Source organism: Kitasatospora sp. SolWspMP-SS2h (genome assembly GCF_003259315.1).
GTDB classification, from domain to species: domain Bacteria; phylum Actinomycetota; class Actinomycetes; order Streptomycetales; family Streptomycetaceae; genus Kitasatospora; species Kitasatospora fiedleri.
In genome coordinates, this window is record NZ_QLLT01000032.1 from 33,506 (window position 1) to 50,197 (window position 16,692).

Sequence of the window (16,692 nt, forward strand, 5' to 3'; positions counted from 1 at the left end):
CAGACGGTCCCGTCCGTCCCGGACGAACGGGACCGGTGGCCGTCTGCCTGCTGCGGCGGTGTCGCGGTCTCGGCGGGCTCGGTGGCGCTGAGGGGCGGCGCAAATGCGCGGTGGGCCTGGTCCGGCAGCCGTGCTGCCGGACCAGGCCCACCTCCGTCTACTGACCGCCCGTCAGCGATGGCCGCGGCTGCTGCTCGGGAGGGAGTCCCGCCGCCGGGTCGAGGGCGCTGGCCGCGGAACGTCTCCCCGGACAGCAACGCCTGCCGGTCCTCCTCGAACGCCGCCGTCGGCCCGCCGTCGCTGCGGGAGGCGGGTGGGAAGACGCAGTTGGCCCCACCTGACGAGGCGCACCTCGCCACCGTGCCGAGCCCGGGCGCGTGTCCGCCGCTGCGGGCCCGTTGTCACGGCATGCCGAAGACCGCTGCCGCCTCCGTGTCGAACGCCCGCCGACCCGGCCCAGACGGCCGATACCCCGCCTACCGCGGGCACATCTGCCAGCCCTACACCGGCCACGAGGACTTTCCCCACGCCGAGGACCTGGTGGACGACCCCGACTTCCGGCTCACCTTCAAGCGCAATCCCTGGTGCTGGTCACCTGAGCCCGGCTTTCACCGCACCCGCACCCCGCACATCTCGCAGCGCCTGACTGGCCTGACGAACGGCAAGTTCGTCGGACCGTCGGGCCTGAACATGCGGCAGGCCGTCCGGCTCCGCGCGGGCTGGGGTACCTGCGACGGCGGCGGCCCGGATCCGGCGCGGGGGAAGGAGCAGACCTGGCGGGTCATGGTCGCCGTCGACTACCGGTGGGGTGGCGACCTGGAGCCGGTCGCCTACCTCGGCCAGCTCATCGGCATCCTGGTCGACGGCGGCGGCCAGCAGCGCATCGGGGATGACGACGCCCTGCTGCGCGGGGGGTTCCGCGACAGCACCCGCACTTTCCTCCCCCACCCGATCATTGGCGACGAGTGGAATGCCGTCCTGCTGCGGGTCTGCGAGAGGCGGGCCGACTTGGAGCGGGACGGCGCCTGGGTCCGCGCCCAGGTCCCCGTCCCGGTGCCGCGACGGCGCGGAGAACCGGAGCGGTGGGAGTACCGGGTCGACCTGTGGAACAACCTAGTCGGCGTCGCCGCCCATCCCGGCGGCATGCGGATCGTCAGCGAGGTCTACGAGCTCACCCAGCCCGCCCCCGAGCAGGCCGTGGTGTGGATGACACCGTTCGGCACGCCCTGCGCTGGGGCCAGGTCGACGCTGACGACCGGCTGCGCCCGCCGGCCGACGGCGAAGACGAGGACCGCTGAAGTCCGGGTTCAACGGGCCGGGCCCGGGGCCGATCTCCCGGGTCCGGCCTGGTCACCGCTGGAGCGGGCAGGTGTCCCAGTCCGCGAGCACCGCGCGAAGCCGCTCCGAGGTCTGCTCGGACCCGCCCTTGCGCTGGGCGGTGTGCCGCAGGTGGTCCTCGGCCCCCTGAAGCAGCCCGGAGCGCGGGTTCCTGAGCACGCACCGGCCTTGTGGGTGCCCTCGCGGACATGGCTCCGTGTCGGCAACGCCCCCAGGACATCCCGAACTACGTGAGACACTGCGACGAGCCGGGGATCGCCTTCAACACCCTCTACTCGGCTCCCTGAACACGAACGGCGCACCATGGCACTCGGCGTAATAGCCCTCGCCGGAATCATCCTCCTACTCGTCCTGACCGTCTCGGCCGCCTGCGCCTACTTCGCATCGGGCTCCCTCGCCGCCAGGGCTCTCAAAGGCCTCGCGGTCGGCAGTGGCCTGGTGCTCGTCCCGATGATCGTGATCCTGGTGATCCCGATCTTCGCCCTTGCCTGATCGGCGGTGGCGGCTGTTGAGCCGAACCGGGATGGCAGGGAGGACCAGGTCCCCATCGATACCGAGTGGAGCGGTGCGGTGGCCGGTGCCCGCGGCGAGGCCCGCGGCGGCGCGCGGGCATCCGTCCGGCGTGGTGCGCATGTCCATGGCGGTCAGGGCCAATACCGGATGCTCATGGCCCAGAGCGCAGGCCGCGCGCACGTCCGGGCCATCCACCGCCGGGGTGCAGCCTGGGGCGCGGCCGCAGACTGGGCGGGCCAGGACCGTACCGGCGCTGTCGTGGAACAGGTAGCCACCAGGACTGGTGACGGGGCGGTTCGACAGCGAAGTTACGCTGGGCGCCGTCACCGTTCAGCGCTCCGAGGAGATGACGTGCCGCCCTACTACGCCAGTGACCCGGAGCCGCGGGCGCGCCGCCGCCTGCGGGTGGTCCTGGGCGCGGTGGCGGGGGTGGTGCTGCTGGGGCTGGTGCCCGTGGTGCGGCACAGCACGGAGGCGGTGGTCGGCGTGGGCGGCACGCAGGGGCCGCGGCTGACGGTGGCGACCTGGAACATGTGCGGGGAGGCCGTCTGGGGTTGCGGCAAGTACGGCGGTGGCGAGCAGAAGGTCGAGGCGCTGCGCTCGCTGGCGAAGGAGCACGGGGCACGGGCGATGCTGCTGGAGGAGGCCTGCCGGGGCGATCTGGAGCGGTCCCGGGACGCGCTCGGCGCCGATTGGCGGCTCGTCTTCCAGCCGTACGAGCAGGTGGACGACCCGAGCGGCGCGGGCGGCGCGGTGCCGGTGGATTGCGGTGGCGGTCGGGGCGTGGCCGGCATCGGCATCCTGGCGGCGGCCCCGCTCACGGACGTCATCCCGGTCGCCGCGCCCCAGCCCGAGCGCGGCCTGCGCCGCGGCATCCTGTGCGCCACTGTCACCGCCCCGACAACCCCCGCTTCCCAGAGCCCGACCACCTCGTCCGGCGGCGGTCTTCGGTTGTGCGTCGCGCACCTTTCGCTGCCGCCCGCCGACCGGTCCGATCGCGGTGCGGACCTTCGGGACGACCAGTTGGCGGCGCTGCTCGCCGCCGGGACGGCCCGGGTGCCGGGCGCGGCCGGTTCGGTGTTCGGCGGCGACTTCAACTCCTCGCCGCCGGGATCGGAGCCACGGGATGCCTGGATCTGGCCCGCCGCCTACTTCGACACCGTCCGGGAGTGCGCCCAGGAGGAGCCGGGCCAGCGCTCCGGTTTCGCTGCCACGCACGAGAACGGGCTGAAGCTGGACTACCTGTTCACCGCGCTGCCCCGGCACGGCTGCGAGCGGGTGGACACCGGTTCCTCCGACCACGAGGCGGAGCTGATCAGCGTCGCCGTCACGTCCTGACCGTCCGTCAGCCGCCGTAGCGCTGCAGGAGCACGGGGTTGCGGGCGAGCGCGCCGGCCACCACGAAGGTGACCCGGCCGGGCGGCGAGGTCCGGCCGTCGGGGTAGGCCGCCCGGGCCTCGACGGTGTGGCCGCCGCCGCGCCACTCCCAGGCGGGCTGCCAGCTCCACAGGCCGTCCTCGACGGGGACGGTGCCCAGCGCGTGCTCCCCGATGGCGAGTTCGACCCGCTCGGCGCCGAACGCGTGGCCGGTCAGCCGCACGGTGGGACCGGGCACGTAGCTGTTGTCCACCGGTTCGGTGACCACCGGCGCGGGCGGCGGGGGCGACGCCTCGGTGACGGTGAGGGTGTGCGCGGTGCGGGCGCTCTGCTCCCCGTCGGCGTCGACTCCGAACACCTTGAGGGTGTACTCGCCCGCCTCCCAGGGGTGGATGAAGCGGCGCTCCCAGCGGCCGTCGGCGTCGGTCGGCGCGGAGCCCATGTACGCGCCGTTCAGCCAGATGCTGACCCGGGCGGCGCCGGGGGCGCTGCCGCCGAGCGCGACGGCGTGGCCCGGGACGGGGACGCCAGGCGCTGGGAAGTGGACGCGCGGTCGGGGGAAGCGCTCGGTGGCGGCGAGCAGTGCGTCGATCGCGGAGCTGTCGCGGTCGGGCTGCTCGCCGCCGGTGCGGACGTGGCCGAAGCGCGGGGCGACGCCCGCGACGAGCAGGTTGAGCAGGCCCATGACGGCCGGCAGGGTGCGGGCGGTGACGGCGGCGTGGCCGGTGATCAGCGGGGAGTCGTTGACCAGCAGGTTGAAGTTGGGGTAGTCGCGGAACAGCCCGAGGAAGGGCGCGACCTGCTGCTCGTGCTGCTCGTCCTGGGGCGAGGTGAGCAGGTAGACGTTGGTGTGGCGGTGGGGGGTGGTGGTGATCAGGTCGGGCATCAGCGCGTCGAGTACGGCGACCTTCTCGGGCGTCGGCTGCCCCATCATCGGGGTGGCCGCGCTGGTCCGTTCGTGCAGGACGGTGCCGATCCGGAACTGCGGGACGAGGCAGAGCGCGTTGCCGTACCCGTGCCGCAGCGCGAACTGGAGGGCGGCGGTGCCGCCCTTGGACCCGCCGAACATGGTGACCTGCCCGGGCGCGAGGTCGAGGGCGTGGACGAAGCGGGCGATCAGCGCGGCCACCGACCGTTCGACGCCGAAGTCCATGCCCTTGCACAGGTAGTAGGTGTTGCCGCCGTCGAACAGGTCGCGGATCCACAGGATGTTGGCGCGGACCTGGTCGAGGACGCCGTTGGCGAAGCCGTACTCGTCCGGGGCGGAGAAGTTGGCGAACACCACGACCAGGTGGCGGGTGCCGTTGCGGGCGTGGCTGAAGCGGTACTCGACGGGGAACGGTCCGCTGTCGTCCCGGCCCTCGGCGAAGGGGCGGCTGGGGCGGGGCTGGTCAGACACGGTGGGGTTCCGTTCCTCGGCGCATGGTCTGCAGGTCGCGGAGCCGGCCGTCGGCCTCTTCGGGGCCGGCCGGTGCGGTCAGGTGGGCGGGCAGCGGCCAGGGGAGGCCCTCGAAGGTGTCCGCGCGCGGGGCTGGTGCCGCCCGACGCTGGGTTGGGAGGGTGGAGAGGGGGGACGGGTCGAGGTCGCCTCCGACGGTGAGCATCCGGTCGGCAAGCCGGGCGGAGGCGTGGCCGTCGTCGAGATCGCAGAATGCCTGCTGGAAGCGGCGGTAGCGCTCCGCGTAGCGCTGCCGGATCCGGTCGGCGTCCCGGATCGAGGAGATCAGCTCCGGGGAGTCGAAGACCAGCGGCCCGGGGGCGCTGTCCTGGAAGTCGAAGTAGAAGCCGCGCAGGGTGTCGCGGTAGTGCTCCAGGTCGTAGGTGAAGAACAGCAGCGGGCGGCCGGTGTTGGCGAAGTCGAACATCAGGGAGGAGTAGTCGGTGATCATCACGTCGGTGATCAGCGACAGGTCGGCCATGTCCGGGTAGTCGGAGACGTCGAAGACGAAGCCGTCGCCGGCGCCCGGCACCGGGTCCACCACGTTGGGGTGGCGGCGCACCAGCAGGACGTGGTCGTGGCCGAGCCGGGCCCGGGCGTCGTCCAGGTCGATCCGGAAGTCGAACTTGTACCGGCCGGGGGCGTAGTACTGGTCGTCGCGCCAGGTCGGGGCGTACAGCACGACCCGCTTGCCGTCGGGGACGCCGATCCGGCGGCGGACATCGGCGGCGAATTGTCCGGTGTCCGGGCGGCGCAGCACGTCGTTGCGCGGGTAGCCGGACTCGACGATCTCACCGGGGAAGCCGAAGGCGCGGCGCAGGATCGGGGTGGAGAAGCTGTTGGGGGAGACCAGCAGGTCCCAGTTCTCCACCTCGACGGCCAGGCGCTCCAGGTAGCGCTTGTCGGCGAAGTGCACGGCCTCGATGTCGTGGCCGATCTTCTTCAGCGGGGTGCCGTGCCAGGTCTGGACGACGGTCTGGCCGGGGCGCTTGCGGAACCAGTCGGGCAGGTGGTTGTTGGCCACGACGTAGCGGCTGGTGGCGAGGGCCTCGTACCACTCGGGCGACCACATGCGCACCGCGCGGGCGGTGTCGGGGACGTCGACCTGGTCGTCCTTGACCACCCACAGGTGCTCCAACGGCACGCCCCGGCGCACCAGTTCCTCGTGGACGGCGCGCGGGCTGTCGGAGTACTGGGTGCCCTTGAAGGCGTCGAACAGCACGGCGGGGCGGACGGGCTGCTGGCGGGCGGCGGGGTAGGCCTTGGTGCGCAGCAGTTTCTGCCGGTAGGGGCCGCGGGCGTGGTCGGGCATCGCCGAGTGGACCAGCAGCGACAGCCGGTCGTAGGCCTCGGACTGCAGCTCGTAGCGGCGCTGCTCGGCCTCCCGGGCCAGCGGCAGGCCGGCGATCGCGTCCTGCTCGATCTTCAGCATCAGGTCGGGCAGCAGTTCGCCGGGCGCGGTGCGGGAGGGGTCCTGGCGGCGCAGGAACAGGTCCCAGCGGCCGGCCGCGAGCGGAACGGTGCCCGCCAGGGTGCGCAGCCCCGCGGGGTCGAAGCGGGCCCGGAAGTGCTCACCGCGCCACTCCAGCGCCACGGCCCGCTCGGCGCCCTGGGCGCGCGAGCGCAGGACCAGGTGGGCGGTGCGGCGCTGGTCGAGCGGCATCACGTTCAGGGCGGCGTGCCGACCGACGACCTCCAGCGCGCCGTCGTCCAGCCACTCGTAGCGGGTGACCAGCGGGAGGGCGGCGCGTTCGAACAGGACGAGGTAGCCGGCGCCGTTGCGGTGCACGACGAGCTCGCGGTCGCCCTCCGGGGTCTGCAGGCTTTCGGGGAGGCGGTGGTGGCCGTCAGGGGTGTCCTCGGCCATCACCGGGTACATCGTCATCTTGCGCCCGGCGACGTGGAAGGTGGTCTTCCAGCCGTTGGCTCCGAGGTCCCAGGACTTCGGTGCCTGCCCGTCGGTGCCCTCGCCGCGGTGCGAGGGCATCAGGGAGCGCAGCGGGACGCGGGCGGTGAAGGTGCACCAGCCCTCGCCGCCGGGGGTGAAGCGGACGGGGGCCTGGACGCGGCCGGCGCCGCCCAGGCTGACCAGCCGCAGCTGGCCGCTCGCGGGGACGGTGGGGCCCAGGTGGACGCCGCGCAGTTCCAGGTGCTCGCCGGTGATGCGGTGTCCGGTGATCCGGCAGCGGACGATCTCCACCCGCAGCTTGAGCCGGTTGTTCACGAACAGCGGCAGCACCCGGGTGTTCTTGTCGACGTACCGGTAGGGCGGGTTGGCGGCGCTGCCGACGGAGCCCCGGTCCAGGCCGCGGTAGCGCAGCAGGCCGCGACTCAGCACGCCCGCGGCCACGTCCCAGGTGCCCTCGACCCACTGGCCCTTGTGCTGGAGCCGGTTGGTGTCGAAGCCCGCGGTGAAGCCGGACCAGTCGTAGCAGTACCGGCTCTGCCCGGAGTGCTCGGTGGCTTGCGGCGCGTAGACGGTGCGGGCCGGCACCAGCAGCATCCGGTCCTGCTTCTTGTTGCGCAGGGCCAGGGCCTTGATCGACATGTGGCGCTTGTGGACGTTCAGGAAGCGGATGTAGGCGCTGCCGGAGAACTCCAGCCGCTCGCCCTCCCAGCGGACCGCCTCGATGGAGCCGTGCAGGGAGAGTTCCTTGCCGAGGCGGTAGGCCTTGCGGTCGATGCCGAGGCTGCGGTCGCCCAGGGTCGGGTACTGCAGGTACCGGTGGAGGCGGCGCTGGACGGGTATCGGCCCGCCCCGGCGCTCGAACTCGACGACGTCCAGCAGCTCCTGGAGCTTGCGCCGGCGCACCAGCAGCCACTTCACCCGGGCCTCGGCGGGCAGTTCCCCGATCAGGTCCTCGCCGGCCTCGTCCAGGAACTCGTTGGCCCAGGTGACGAAGGACTCCCGGTACTCCTCGTCGCCGTCCGGGAGCGCCTTCAGGTGGAGCATCAGGTCGGAGGTGAGGCAGGCGAGGTCGTACTTGCGCTTGGACTCGGCGAACGTCCGGGACCGGTGGCCGCCCAGGAAGCGGCTGACGCTGAGGACGGCGTCGACCCGGTCGCGCAGGTTGCCGACCTCGTGGTACCGCTGGGTGATGGAGGGGGCGGCGGCCCCGTCGCGGCGGCGCCAGTAGTAGACGACGTCGGTGATGGTGTCGACCTTGACGGCCCGGAAGTGGGCGAACATGTTGACCCAGGAGTCCTCGTACAGGACGCCCTCGGGGAACTCGATGAAGTAGTAGTCCCAGAAGCTGCGGCGGAACAGCTTGTTCCATACCGTGCGGTCGTAGATCAGCTTGTCGAACTTCGTGATGTGGGTGCCCCGCCGGTTGGCGGCCATCGGGGCCTTGTGCAGCGGGGACTGCCACTTCTTCGTGGAGTTCATCATCTCCACGTTGCCGGAGACGAAGTCCGAGCCGGACTCCTCCAGGGTGCGCAGCAGCGTCTCGTAGGCGTGCTCGGGCACCACGTCGTCGCCGTCGGCGAAGACGAGGAACTCGCCGTCCGGGTGGAGCGCGCGCAGGCCGGTGTTGCGGGCGTGGCCCGGGCCGTGCGCGTCCTGCCGGATCAGCCGGAAGCGCGGGTCCCGGGCGCACACCGCCCGGGCGATGTCGGTGGAGGCGTCGGTCGAGCCGTCGTCGACCAGGATCACCTCGAAGTCGCGGAACGACTGCCGGGCGATGGACTCCAGACATTCGGCGAGGTACGCCTCGACGTCCTGGAAGGGCACGACGACGCTCAGCCTCGGGCGGTGGGCAAGCACGTGGATCTGTCTTTCTGTTCAGCCGGCGGAGGAGGCCGGGACGGGCTCGTCCGCGCGCAGGGCCTGCCAGAGCAGGCGGGCGCGGGGCTCGTCGGCGGCCACCCGGTTGTGGTCGATCCGGTCGGCGACGACCGGGAGCATCACGGTCTTCATCCGCTCGGGCTGGAGGCCCTTCATGCTCTGCGCGAAGTCGAGCAGGCCGTTGAGCGACCCCAGCGAGGTGTCGGTGGTGAGCGCCTTGGTGGCCGCGTCCGCCACGCCGTAGGCCTTGGTCGGGCTGGAGAGGGTGCCCTTGCGCTGGAGCTGGGACAGGACGGAGAGCAGGAACTTCTGCTGCAGGCCGATCCGGCCGAGGTCGCTGCCGTCGCCGATGCCGTGCCGGGTGCGGACGAAGGCGAGCGCCTGCGTGCCGTCCAGCACGTGGGTGCCGGCGGGCAGGTGCAGGCCGCTGTACTCGTCGTCGATCGGGGCGTCGGTGGTGACCTCCACCCCGCCCATCGCGTCCACCAGGTCCTTGAACCCGGCGAAGTCGATCTCCACGTAGTGGTTCATCCGCAGGCCCGTCATGGACTCGACGGTCTTCACCACGCAGGACGGGCCCGCCGTGGTGTAGATCGAGTTGAACATCACGCGGGGCGCGCCGGCCACCTGCTTGCCATCGGTGGCGGTGCACGCCGGACGGGCGACCATGGTGTCGCGGGGGATGCTCACCACGGTGGCGTTGGCGCGGCCCTCGGGTATGTGGACCACCATCGCGGTGTCGGAGCGCGCGGTGCCGCCGACGTCGCCGCCCGCCAAGTCGCCGTTGTCGCCGCTGCGGGAGTCCGAGCCGAGCACCAGGATGTCCTGCGCGCCGGTCGGCAGCACGGCCGGCCGGTCCCCACCCAGCGCCTTGTCGATGTCGACCGTGTCGAGGTTGCCCTCCAGGTGACGGTAGCCCAGGTACGCGGCCCCGCCCGCGGCCAGCGCGAGCGCCAGCACCGTGCCACCGGTGATCAGCAGGATCCGGCGGGCCCGCCGCCGGGGCTTCGCCGGGGTGTCCAGGGCTGCGGACGGCGTCCTGCCGGTCGACATCTCATCGGTCTTCGCCATACCTGTGCGTCCTCCTGGTCGTGACGCACGGCTGTACTGGTATGTGCGCGGAGTAAATGTTCTCACGCGATTTTCACCCAAACTTGACCGGTTGCATCACATTCACATATCGAACCTTTGCGCAACCATTTAATCACTCACTGTAGGTGCCCGATTAAAACCCGTTCGCCCACATCTTCGACATTGTGTCCAATCTCCGCCAATACTTGCCTATTTGACTTTTCCGGCATACCTCCCAGGGGGGGCTGGTTTTCCAAGGGACCTCAACAGCCCTTCCCTGCATCCGGGGTGAACGCACTGCAACGACGGGCTGGAAACCTGGCAAGTGATGTGCACCACCTTCGACAACACGGGCACAGCGCCAGCGAAAGTTTCCATGGCTCCAGAAGCGCCGAGAGGAACGGCACTTTCTGGGGCACCCGCGCGCCGCTACCGGCACGCTCGGGCCCACTGAATGACCAGGCGGCAACCGCCCGCCGGCCCGCAAGCCCGTGGACTTCGCCCCCGCCTGACACGCTTGGAGAAGGGATACCTGGTGGAGTTCATCCCCTGCCGCAGGCAGGCTGCGCGAAGGCTTGGCACCTCACCGCGGCGGATTCCGGCGTCGCCGCCACCTCCCCCGAGGCCCGGTGCCCGACCGCCCCCTCCAGGCACCGGGCAGCTCGCCGTCCGGTACGGACGCGAGTACCTGCAGGACGTCGGCCGCCCAACTCCGCATGCGCCGGCGACCGTCCGCAATGCGGTGCCCACGCTGGCCGTGGTGGTCGCCGCCCCGTGCAGGCAGGCCGGAACGCGGGCTCACGCCTGCGACGGCAGGCTGCGCACGAGCAGGGCAACCGCTTCAGCGGCGGTGTCGACGGACGTCTCGGTGTACGGGTCCCGGGTGCGGAACAGGAAGGAGCCGTCGTGGCGCGGCTTTACCGATCCGCCCACCCGCCGGTAGGGCCATCGGGCAGTGGCCGAGAACCAGAGCGCGTAGTGGCTGGTGACCGGCATCAAGCAACGCAGCCGAGGCTCGGCGAAGGCCGCCTCGAACAGGGCGGGCGAGCGCCATCAGCACACCGCCGCGCACCGGGGCGGTCGATCCTTTTCTCCAGGGCGTGCCTTCGCTGTCTTCGACAGCAAAGGCAGAGGGGTTGTCGCCACGGCTCCGACCCCTTGTCCGCCCGGCCTGACCTGGGGAAACGCCAGCTTGGGGCGGGCGGGGCGCAGAGGTGCCGGCGGAGGTGCCGGTGGAGGCGGCCGCGGGTGCCTCCACGCGGCCGGGTAGGGCGCCGGACGGCGGCTCGGCGGCGGCCTGGCCGTCGCCGTCGGAGCGGGACAAGGCGGCGTGGGAGGAGGTCGTGGGCACGACGCCACCTTCCGGTGAGGAGCGCGGCCGGGGCGGGCACGGTGGCCGGCCCCGGGCCCGAGCGGGTGCCCGGACGCGGCCGACCCTGCACCCCGACCCCTTGTCCTCCGTCTGGCCCCGCGGGTTGTCCCACCCCTTGACCAGCACATTGTCCCGCCCGATTCGTCCCGGTCAGGGGCCTTATCCTCCCGGTTTGTCCGTGGCCCGGATCACGGCCCAGGGGCCCGGTCAGAGGTCGTGGACGTGGGCCCGGAGGATGCTGTGGGCGGCGAGCTCCGGGGTGTCGTGCAGGGCGGCCTGCTGGGTCTTCGGATCACCGAGGAAGTGGTTCTCGTAGACGGCGACCCGGCCGTCGCCACCGTCCAGGCCACGCTCGACCCAGCCCACCGGGTAGCCCTCGCCGAGCACCACCAGCACGTCCGGCTGCACCGTCCACCCGGCCAGCTCCCAGGCGTAGCCGAAGACCGCGGGGTCGAGGGGGATATGCAGGTCCATGCTGCGGGGCAGGCCGCGCCGCAGCGGATCGCGCGGCACCCGCACCGTCCCGGCGGCGGGCTCGGCCGCGCGCGGGCCGAGCCACCCGCCGGTGCTCGGCCGCGGCCGATCCGCATCCGGGGTGCGGGCGGCGGTGGCCGGCGGCACCCGTCGGGTACTGCGGAGCGCGTCCAGGGCCTCGCTCCACCCGGGATGGACGCGGGGCCGGCCGCGGTCGCCGATCAGCGGCTCCGTGCGGCCGTCGGCGAGGTGCAGCACCGCGATCCAGCCGCCCGGGCCCCACGGCCCGTCGCCGAGCAGCGCCGCCCAGCCGACCCGGACGCCGTGGTGGTGGAACTGGTGAACACCGGCGGCCTCCCGGGCCGACCAGGACGTGGTGCTCCAGCCCGGGCCGAAGGTCAGCGCGAGGTCGTCGGTCCGGTCGGGCGCACCGAAGCGGCGCACCGGATCGGAGGCGGCGCGCAGCACCGCATCGGGCTGCAGGCCGGTGTCGTCGGGGTGCGCAACGACGACGGCGCGAGCCGGGCGGGCCGGGGCGGGGCGGGCCGGGGCGGTCACCGGCTCGGCGGCGGGCGGGGTTTCGTTGCCGCCACGAAACGCGGGCGCCGCGGGCCCGTCCGGGTTCGGCGGGGTTTCGTTGCCGCCACGGAACGCGTCGCCGCGCGGCTCGGGGAGGGCAGGTTGTCCCCCGTCGGCGGGTCCGGGTTTCGTTGCACCGGCTGCCCGGGTGGCCCGGTGGGTGAGCTCCGCCGCCGCGGCGAGGAGCGCTTGCAGCGCGGCCGCCGTCCGGTCGGGGTCCTCGCCCTGGTCGAGGACGTCGGCGAGCGCCACGGTGGCGGCGGTGACCGCCTCGGCGCCCTCCAGCAGCTCCGCCCGGCGGCCCGGCCGCACCCCGGCCAGGACGGCGGGGGCGGCGGCCTGAGGTGTTCGCGGCTCGGCCTTGGCGCGGCGGCGGTGCGCGGCGGAACGGCACGTCGAGCTGCAGAAGCGGCCCGGCCGCCCGGTAGCCGCCGGCCGCAGCGGCCTGCCGCACGCCTCGCAGATCCCCGCAGGCCGCAGCGGCACATCGACAAGGGTCGGCTGGTCCACGCTCATAACCGCTGACCCTACGGGTTTCGTTGCACCGCGTCCCCTCCCGGGCCCGATCCCATCAGGACACCCCGAAGTCGGGCAGTGCCCCTCACAGCGTGCCACCGGGTTTCGTTGCAGCGACGAAAACACAGCCCAAGATGGCCCGCGCCGCGCGCCAGAGTTCCGTTGCAGCAACGGAACCCGCGCCACCGCGAAGTGCAGCGTCCCGAGCGGGCATGAGCAATCCTCTGCGTAGGCGGCACCGCGCATGCGCAACGCCCCGCCCGCCATCTTGCGCATGCGCAACGCCCGGCCCGACCCGGCTGCGCGCCCGCCGCTGCCGGCCGGGGCCCGACCAAGGCCTGCGGCGCCCATACTGCGATCCCGATCGCACCGCCCCCCACCTGCGGTGACGGATGCGTGTCGCACTTCCCGCACGGCGGATCCCCTCGCCTTGCGTGTGCCACTGCGCCACGCAACGCAGTCACGCAGTCACGCAGTCGGACAGCCGGCTGTGCAGGTGCGGACTGCGCAGGCCGTCGCAGTCCGCGGTGCACCGACTGCGTGGGCCGTCGCAGTCGCAGTACCGGGTGCAGCAACGACCGTTCGTTCGGTTCGGGTGCAGCACCCGGTGCCCTCCCGGCCGAAGTGCAGCACCCGGCCGCCCGCACCCTGGCGCGTAACCCGGACGGCCGCACCGCGGTTCACCGGGCATGACCTCCGCCACGACCGTCTCCTCCCCGTCCCCCGGCCGGGTGAGCGGCGCCCTGCGGCGCGGACTCGGCCCGGGTGCCGGCCGGGCGCTGGCAGCCGGCGTTCGGCAGCCCCGCACGCCGCCGCCTTGGTCGCCCGCCGCCGTCGACGCCGACCTGCGCGCCGCCCTGGACGCCTTCGAGCAGCAAACCGTCGACTGGTGCGAGGCCTTCGAGGACTTCGACGAGGACGTCCTGGCCGAGGCCGCCGCCGAGGCCCGCGTCTTCCGGCGCGACTCGGGCGCCGCCGTCCACCAGCTGGTGGCGGACCTGGTCGGGCAACTCGCCGACTGGGACCGCGCGCTCGACCGGCTCGGCAAGACACTCACCGCCGCCGCCCGGGCCCGGCCGCTGCCCGACTGGGCCGCCACCGCCGCCCGCACCGAAGAAGCCCGGCGCCGCCGCGCCCGCCAGACACTGCTGGAGGCCATCGCCCTCCACCACCACCGCGGCCCCGCTCCCGACCCCCGCACCCGCCACCCCTGGTGAGCACTACCTCCGGCCGGGCATCGTCGCGCTCGACGTCGCGCCGGCCCAACGTGGGTTGGCACTACCAGTAGGGCCAGACCGCTATCACGGGTGGTAGCGCTTTGGTCCTGGCCAGCAGGGCCGTAACTGGAGGACCGACGATCCCGTGGTGAAGCACGGGCTTGGCCCCACCAGCGGGGCCAAACTGCTATCACGGGTGGTAGTGCTTTGGCCCTGCAGTCAGAGCTAAAGCAAACGGCCCGGACCAGGGCCCGAGCCGCTCCTGCTCGTCGCCGGCTACGCACCGATACCGAGGTTGGCGAGCTGACCTTCATAGCGCTGCCGCAGTCGCTCGCCGAACCGCTCGGGGTCGAGTGACTCGATCCGGGGCACCGCGGCCAGGCCGGCCCGCATCTTGCCGCCGGTCAGCAGCGGGTGGATCTGGTAGACGCCGGGCTCCAAGAGCCAGGCCAGGCCCTTGTCGGCGAGCTGCTTCACCGAGCGGTTGACGCTTGGTGCGCTCAGGCCGAGCAGGGTGCCCATCTCGGCCTGGGATAGGCCGGCGCACCCGGTCTCCGGGTCCTGGTAGGCGAGCAGCGTATACATAAGCCGGAAGCTATTCGCGGTCAACTCGACCAGGCTGAGAACGGCCAGCGCCTCACGGCTGATGGCCACATACTCCGCGGTCGGAATCGGCGGGACGTACCGAGTGGTCGTCATCTGGAGTCCTCGGTCAGGGGCGCGCAACGCCCACCAGCTGCTGATACGTTGAGCATCCAATGTCAGGGTAGGCCCGCTCCGGTGCAACGGAGCGGGCCTACCCCGTCTCAGGCGCTCCGGACGGCCCGGACCTTCTTCTCGGCCGCCGGCATCTCGTTCTTCCCCGCCTTCGAGCCCAGCGCGACGACATTCGCCGCCTTGGCCACCGCCCGCTGGTCCTCACGGCGCTCCTTGCGCCACGCCGCCCCGTACTCCGGCCCCGGCATCAGGAACTCGGGCACCTCCGCCACCCAGATGTCCTGAGCCAGCTCCTGGTCGGCGCTGGACCCGGCGAAGGTCAGGAACGGGTTGAGCTGGTAGACCGAGCGGCGCGCGGTCCGCAGCCAGCCGATCTCGTTGAAGTACAGCAGCGACTCGCCGACGTAGGTCCGCAAGACGCCCGAGGCCGCGCTGATGTCGCGGTGGGTGGTCTTCACCATGCCCAGCGGCGCCCGGCGCGGGGCCTTCCCGCTCATCTGCTGGAAGCCCACCAGGGTGCACCAGGTCCGCATCCAGGTCTGCGGAATGTCCATCTGGGCGAGGGTGAGCATCATCAGCGGGGCGTCGGTCGTGTAGCCCTTGGTGGTGTCGGACTCCGCGAAGGTGCGGCCCGAGATCTTCTGCACCGAGTAGACGACGTTCCCCTGGCCGTCGAGCCGGGTGACCAGTTGCTCCCTGTGGCCCAGCTTGGGCTTGTCAGCCATCGGCGCTCTCCAGGTTCCTTGATCCAATGTCATTCGGGCACTATCACGGGTGATAGTGCTTTGGCCCTACCCTCAGGGCCAAACCGCCTCGGCGAGTCGCCCGGCTGCAGCTGACGCTAGATCCGACGGCCTGTGGATAACGTTCGCCGGTTTGGCCCTGGCCAGCAGGGCCAAACCGGCGGGCTTTTGGCCCTGCTGGCCAGGGCCAAACAATGGTTGATACAGACCACACGTTTTCGCAGGTCAGACCCGGTATTTCGGCCGCTGCAGCGGAAGTCGATCTCTCATACTCCCGCCGCAGCGGGAGAACCGGCGCTCGGAGGGTGCACCTCCGACCGGGGTCTCCCCTGGCAGGCGGCCGCCAGGCCGCTGACCTGCTGCTTTTCTGCGGTTATGGCCTCCGGCGGGCTGCTGATCCGGGCCGCTGCCGCTGCCCGGGCCGGGCTCGGTTTGACCCTGCCGGCAAGGCCGTCGGCTGGCCTCACCGCACCGATCACGAAATCGCGGCTGCCGCCGCGACCGGGCCCTGGGGGCCCTTTCCGCGCTCACCGGCCACCAGGCGGGCACCCGTGCCGGGCAGGCGCGGTGGTGACGGCTTGGAGTTCGATCCGCAGGTCCGATTGAGGAGGCCGAGGCGCAGTTGCCCGTCGTCCTGGTGCTGCTCGCGATCTCGTCCAGGTGGGTGGTGATCTGGGCCGGTGCTCGGTGGTTGGCAGGTCGGCGAACCCGAGGCAGGTCGGGTCCGGCAGGCACCCCGGCCCGACACGGACATCAGCCACCAGGTCGAGGGCAACTGGACAGGCCTGGGCCGCCTCGCGGCCCGGCCGGTGCGCTGTCGGCGCGCAGCGTCGATGGCGCAGTCCAGGCGGCAGCAGGATGGTCCAGCGCATCCGGGCGCTGGCCACGGGTGCGGGGGCGGAGCACGCCGCGCCCGACCCGGGTGGACCGACGGGCCGCGGCGGCGGCCTGGTTGCCGCCCGTACCCGGCCGGGAGGGCAGGTGCCGCCACCGGCCTAGGTGGGGAGAGCGAGGGGCGGGCCTCGCAGGTAGCGCTGCCCGGGAGTGGAAGGTGATGACCCGGCGCAGCTGGAGGTCGGCGACGGCGCGCAGCACCGCGATCTGCAGCGCCAGGCGCAGGAGCTCCTCGTTCGAGCGCTGGGAGCGTAGGTCGGCGACGACGGGCAGGTTGAGGAGTTCGCGCAGGTCCTCGTCCGTGACGACCGGGATCAGGACCCGGTAGTCGGCGAGGTAGCCGTGCTCGATGTCCTGGCCGAGAGTCTAGGTGAAGACGGTCTCGCCATAGATGCTGGTGTCCGTCATGGAGCACAGCGCGGGCAACTGCTCCGCGCCTTGGCTGTCGGTGTCGGCGGTAAGGCCGGCGCCGCCGACGACGGTGATTTTCTTGCAGCCGTCGCGGCGGCACAGCACCGCCAGCGCGTGCTCGAAAGACTCCCGGTCACCGGGCCGGCCGCACCGGATCAGGCCGGTGCGCGGCTCGTGCAAGGCGGCCAACTGGGGCGCGGCCGCGGCCTGGTGGTCAGGCAGAGTGCGCATTCCCGCTCTGGCGG

The 16,692-nt window shown here is 72.4% G+C and carries 12 protein-coding genes; 4 read left to right on the forward strand and 8 right to left on the reverse strand.

Annotated features, from left to right (window positions below):
• Window positions 1-408 precede the first annotated feature (408 nt).
• The 3 genes from K353_RS29235 to K353_RS29245 all read left to right on the forward strand — a co-directional run bounded on the left by K353_RS29235 (window position 409) and on the right by K353_RS29245 (window position 3,189).
• A complete protein-coding gene (locus K353_RS29235; RefSeq protein ID WP_111556514.1) occupies window positions 409-1,572 on the forward strand; it encodes a hypothetical protein in 1,164 nt (387 codons plus the stop codon).
• Window positions 1,573-1,641: 69 nt separating this feature from the next.
• On the forward strand, window positions 1,642-1,830 hold the full coding sequence (locus K353_RS29240; protein WP_111556515.1) for a hypothetical protein: 189 nt from the start codon (window positions 1,642-1,644) through the stop codon (window positions 1,828-1,830).
• A gap of 372 nt (window positions 1,831-2,202) precedes the next feature.
• Window positions 2,203-3,189, forward strand: a complete 987-nt coding sequence (locus tag K353_RS29245; protein WP_111556516.1) for an endonuclease/exonuclease/phosphatase family protein — start codon at window positions 2,203-2,205, stop codon at window positions 3,187-3,189.
• A gap of 7 nt (window positions 3,190-3,196) precedes the next feature.
• On the opposite strand, the gene K353_RS29250 is transcribed toward K353_RS29245, so the two are convergent.
• From K353_RS29250 to K353_RS29270, 5 genes are all read right to left on the reverse strand, one after another.
• Window positions 3,197-4,627, reverse strand: coding sequence for a hypothetical protein (locus K353_RS29250; protein WP_111556517.1), 1,431 nt, complete (start codon window positions 4,625-4,627; stop codon window positions 3,197-3,199).
• Complete coding sequence (locus K353_RS29255) at window positions 4,620-8,399, reverse strand: bifunctional glycosyltransferase family 2 protein/CDP-glycerol:glycerophosphate glycerophosphotransferase (protein ID WP_233533902.1); 3,780 nt, start codon at window positions 8,397-8,399, stop codon at window positions 4,620-4,622. The genes K353_RS29250 and K353_RS29255 overlap by 8 nt, the downstream gene beginning before the upstream one ends.
• A gap of 51 nt (window positions 8,400-8,450) precedes the next feature.
• The gene (locus tag K353_RS29260; protein WP_111556519.1) at window positions 8,451-9,524 is read right to left on the reverse strand and encodes an LCP family protein; all 1,074 of its coding nucleotides are present in this window, start codon (window positions 9,522-9,524) and stop codon (window positions 8,451-8,453) included.
• A 798-nt stretch (window positions 9,525-10,322) separates the two neighbouring features.
• Complete coding sequence (locus K353_RS29265; RefSeq protein WP_255410778.1) at window positions 10,323-10,562, reverse strand: DUF6193 family natural product biosynthesis protein; 240 nt, start codon at window positions 10,560-10,562, stop codon at window positions 10,323-10,325.
• A 541-nt stretch (window positions 10,563-11,103) separates the two neighbouring features.
• The gene (locus K353_RS29270) at window positions 11,104-12,465 is read right to left on the reverse strand and encodes a hypothetical protein (RefSeq protein ID WP_146616598.1); all 1,362 of its coding nucleotides are present in this window, start codon (window positions 12,463-12,465) and stop codon (window positions 11,104-11,106) included.
• 689 nt (window positions 12,466-13,154) lie between these two features.
• Here K353_RS29270 and K353_RS29275 point away from each other — a divergent pair.
• Window positions 13,155-13,682: a hypothetical protein gene (locus tag K353_RS29275; protein ID WP_111556522.1), complete on the forward strand. Its 528-nt coding sequence runs from the start codon at window positions 13,155-13,157 to the stop codon at window positions 13,680-13,682.
• Window positions 13,683-13,958: 276 nt separating this feature from the next.
• Here the strand turns inward: K353_RS29275 and K353_RS29280 are convergent, their stop codons facing one another.
• From K353_RS29280 to K353_RS29290, 3 genes are all read right to left on the reverse strand, one after another.
• Complete coding sequence (locus tag K353_RS29280; RefSeq protein WP_233533903.1) at window positions 13,959-14,381, reverse strand: helix-turn-helix domain-containing protein; 423 nt, start codon at window positions 14,379-14,381, stop codon at window positions 13,959-13,961.
• 107 nt (window positions 14,382-14,488) lie between these two features.
• Window positions 14,489-15,124, reverse strand: a complete 636-nt coding sequence (locus K353_RS29285; RefSeq protein ID WP_111556523.1) for a hypothetical protein — start codon at window positions 15,122-15,124, stop codon at window positions 14,489-14,491.
• A gap of 1,278 nt (window positions 15,125-16,402) precedes the next feature.
• Window positions 16,403-16,678, reverse strand: a complete 276-nt coding sequence (locus K353_RS29290; protein WP_111556524.1) for a hypothetical protein — start codon at window positions 16,676-16,678, stop codon at window positions 16,403-16,405.
• Between the last annotated feature and the right edge of the window lie 14 nt (window positions 16,679-16,692).

Bases quoted from the DNA above. Each gene is read 5' to 3' on its own strand.
- K353_RS29235 (WP_111556514.1), top strand. From the start codon at position 409: ATGCCGAAGACCGCTGCCGCCTCCGTGTCGAACGCCCGCCGACCCGGC.
- K353_RS29240 (WP_111556515.1), top strand. From the start codon at position 1,642: ATGGCACTCGGCGTAATAGCCCTCGCCGGAATCATCCTCCTACTCGTC.
- K353_RS29260 (WP_111556519.1), bottom strand. From the start codon at position 9,524: ATGGCGAAGACCGATGAGATGTCGACCGGCAGGACGCCGTCCGCAGCC.
- K353_RS29270 (WP_146616598.1), bottom strand. From the start codon at position 12,465: ATGAGCGTGGACCAGCCGACCCTTGTCGATGTGCCGCTGCGGCCTGCG.
- K353_RS29275 (WP_111556522.1), top strand. From the start codon at position 13,155: ATGACCTCCGCCACGACCGTCTCCTCCCCGTCCCCCGGCCGGGTGAGC.
- K353_RS29280 (WP_233533903.1), bottom strand. From the start codon at position 14,381: ATGACGACCACTCGGTACGTCCCGCCGATTCCGACCGCGGAGTATGTG.
- K353_RS29285 (WP_111556523.1), bottom strand. From the start codon at position 15,124: ATGGCTGACAAGCCCAAGCTGGGCCACAGGGAGCAACTGGTCACCCGG.
- K353_RS29290 (WP_111556524.1), bottom strand. From the start codon at position 16,678: ATGCGCACTCTGCCTGACCACCAGGCCGCGGCCGCGCCCCAGTTGGCC.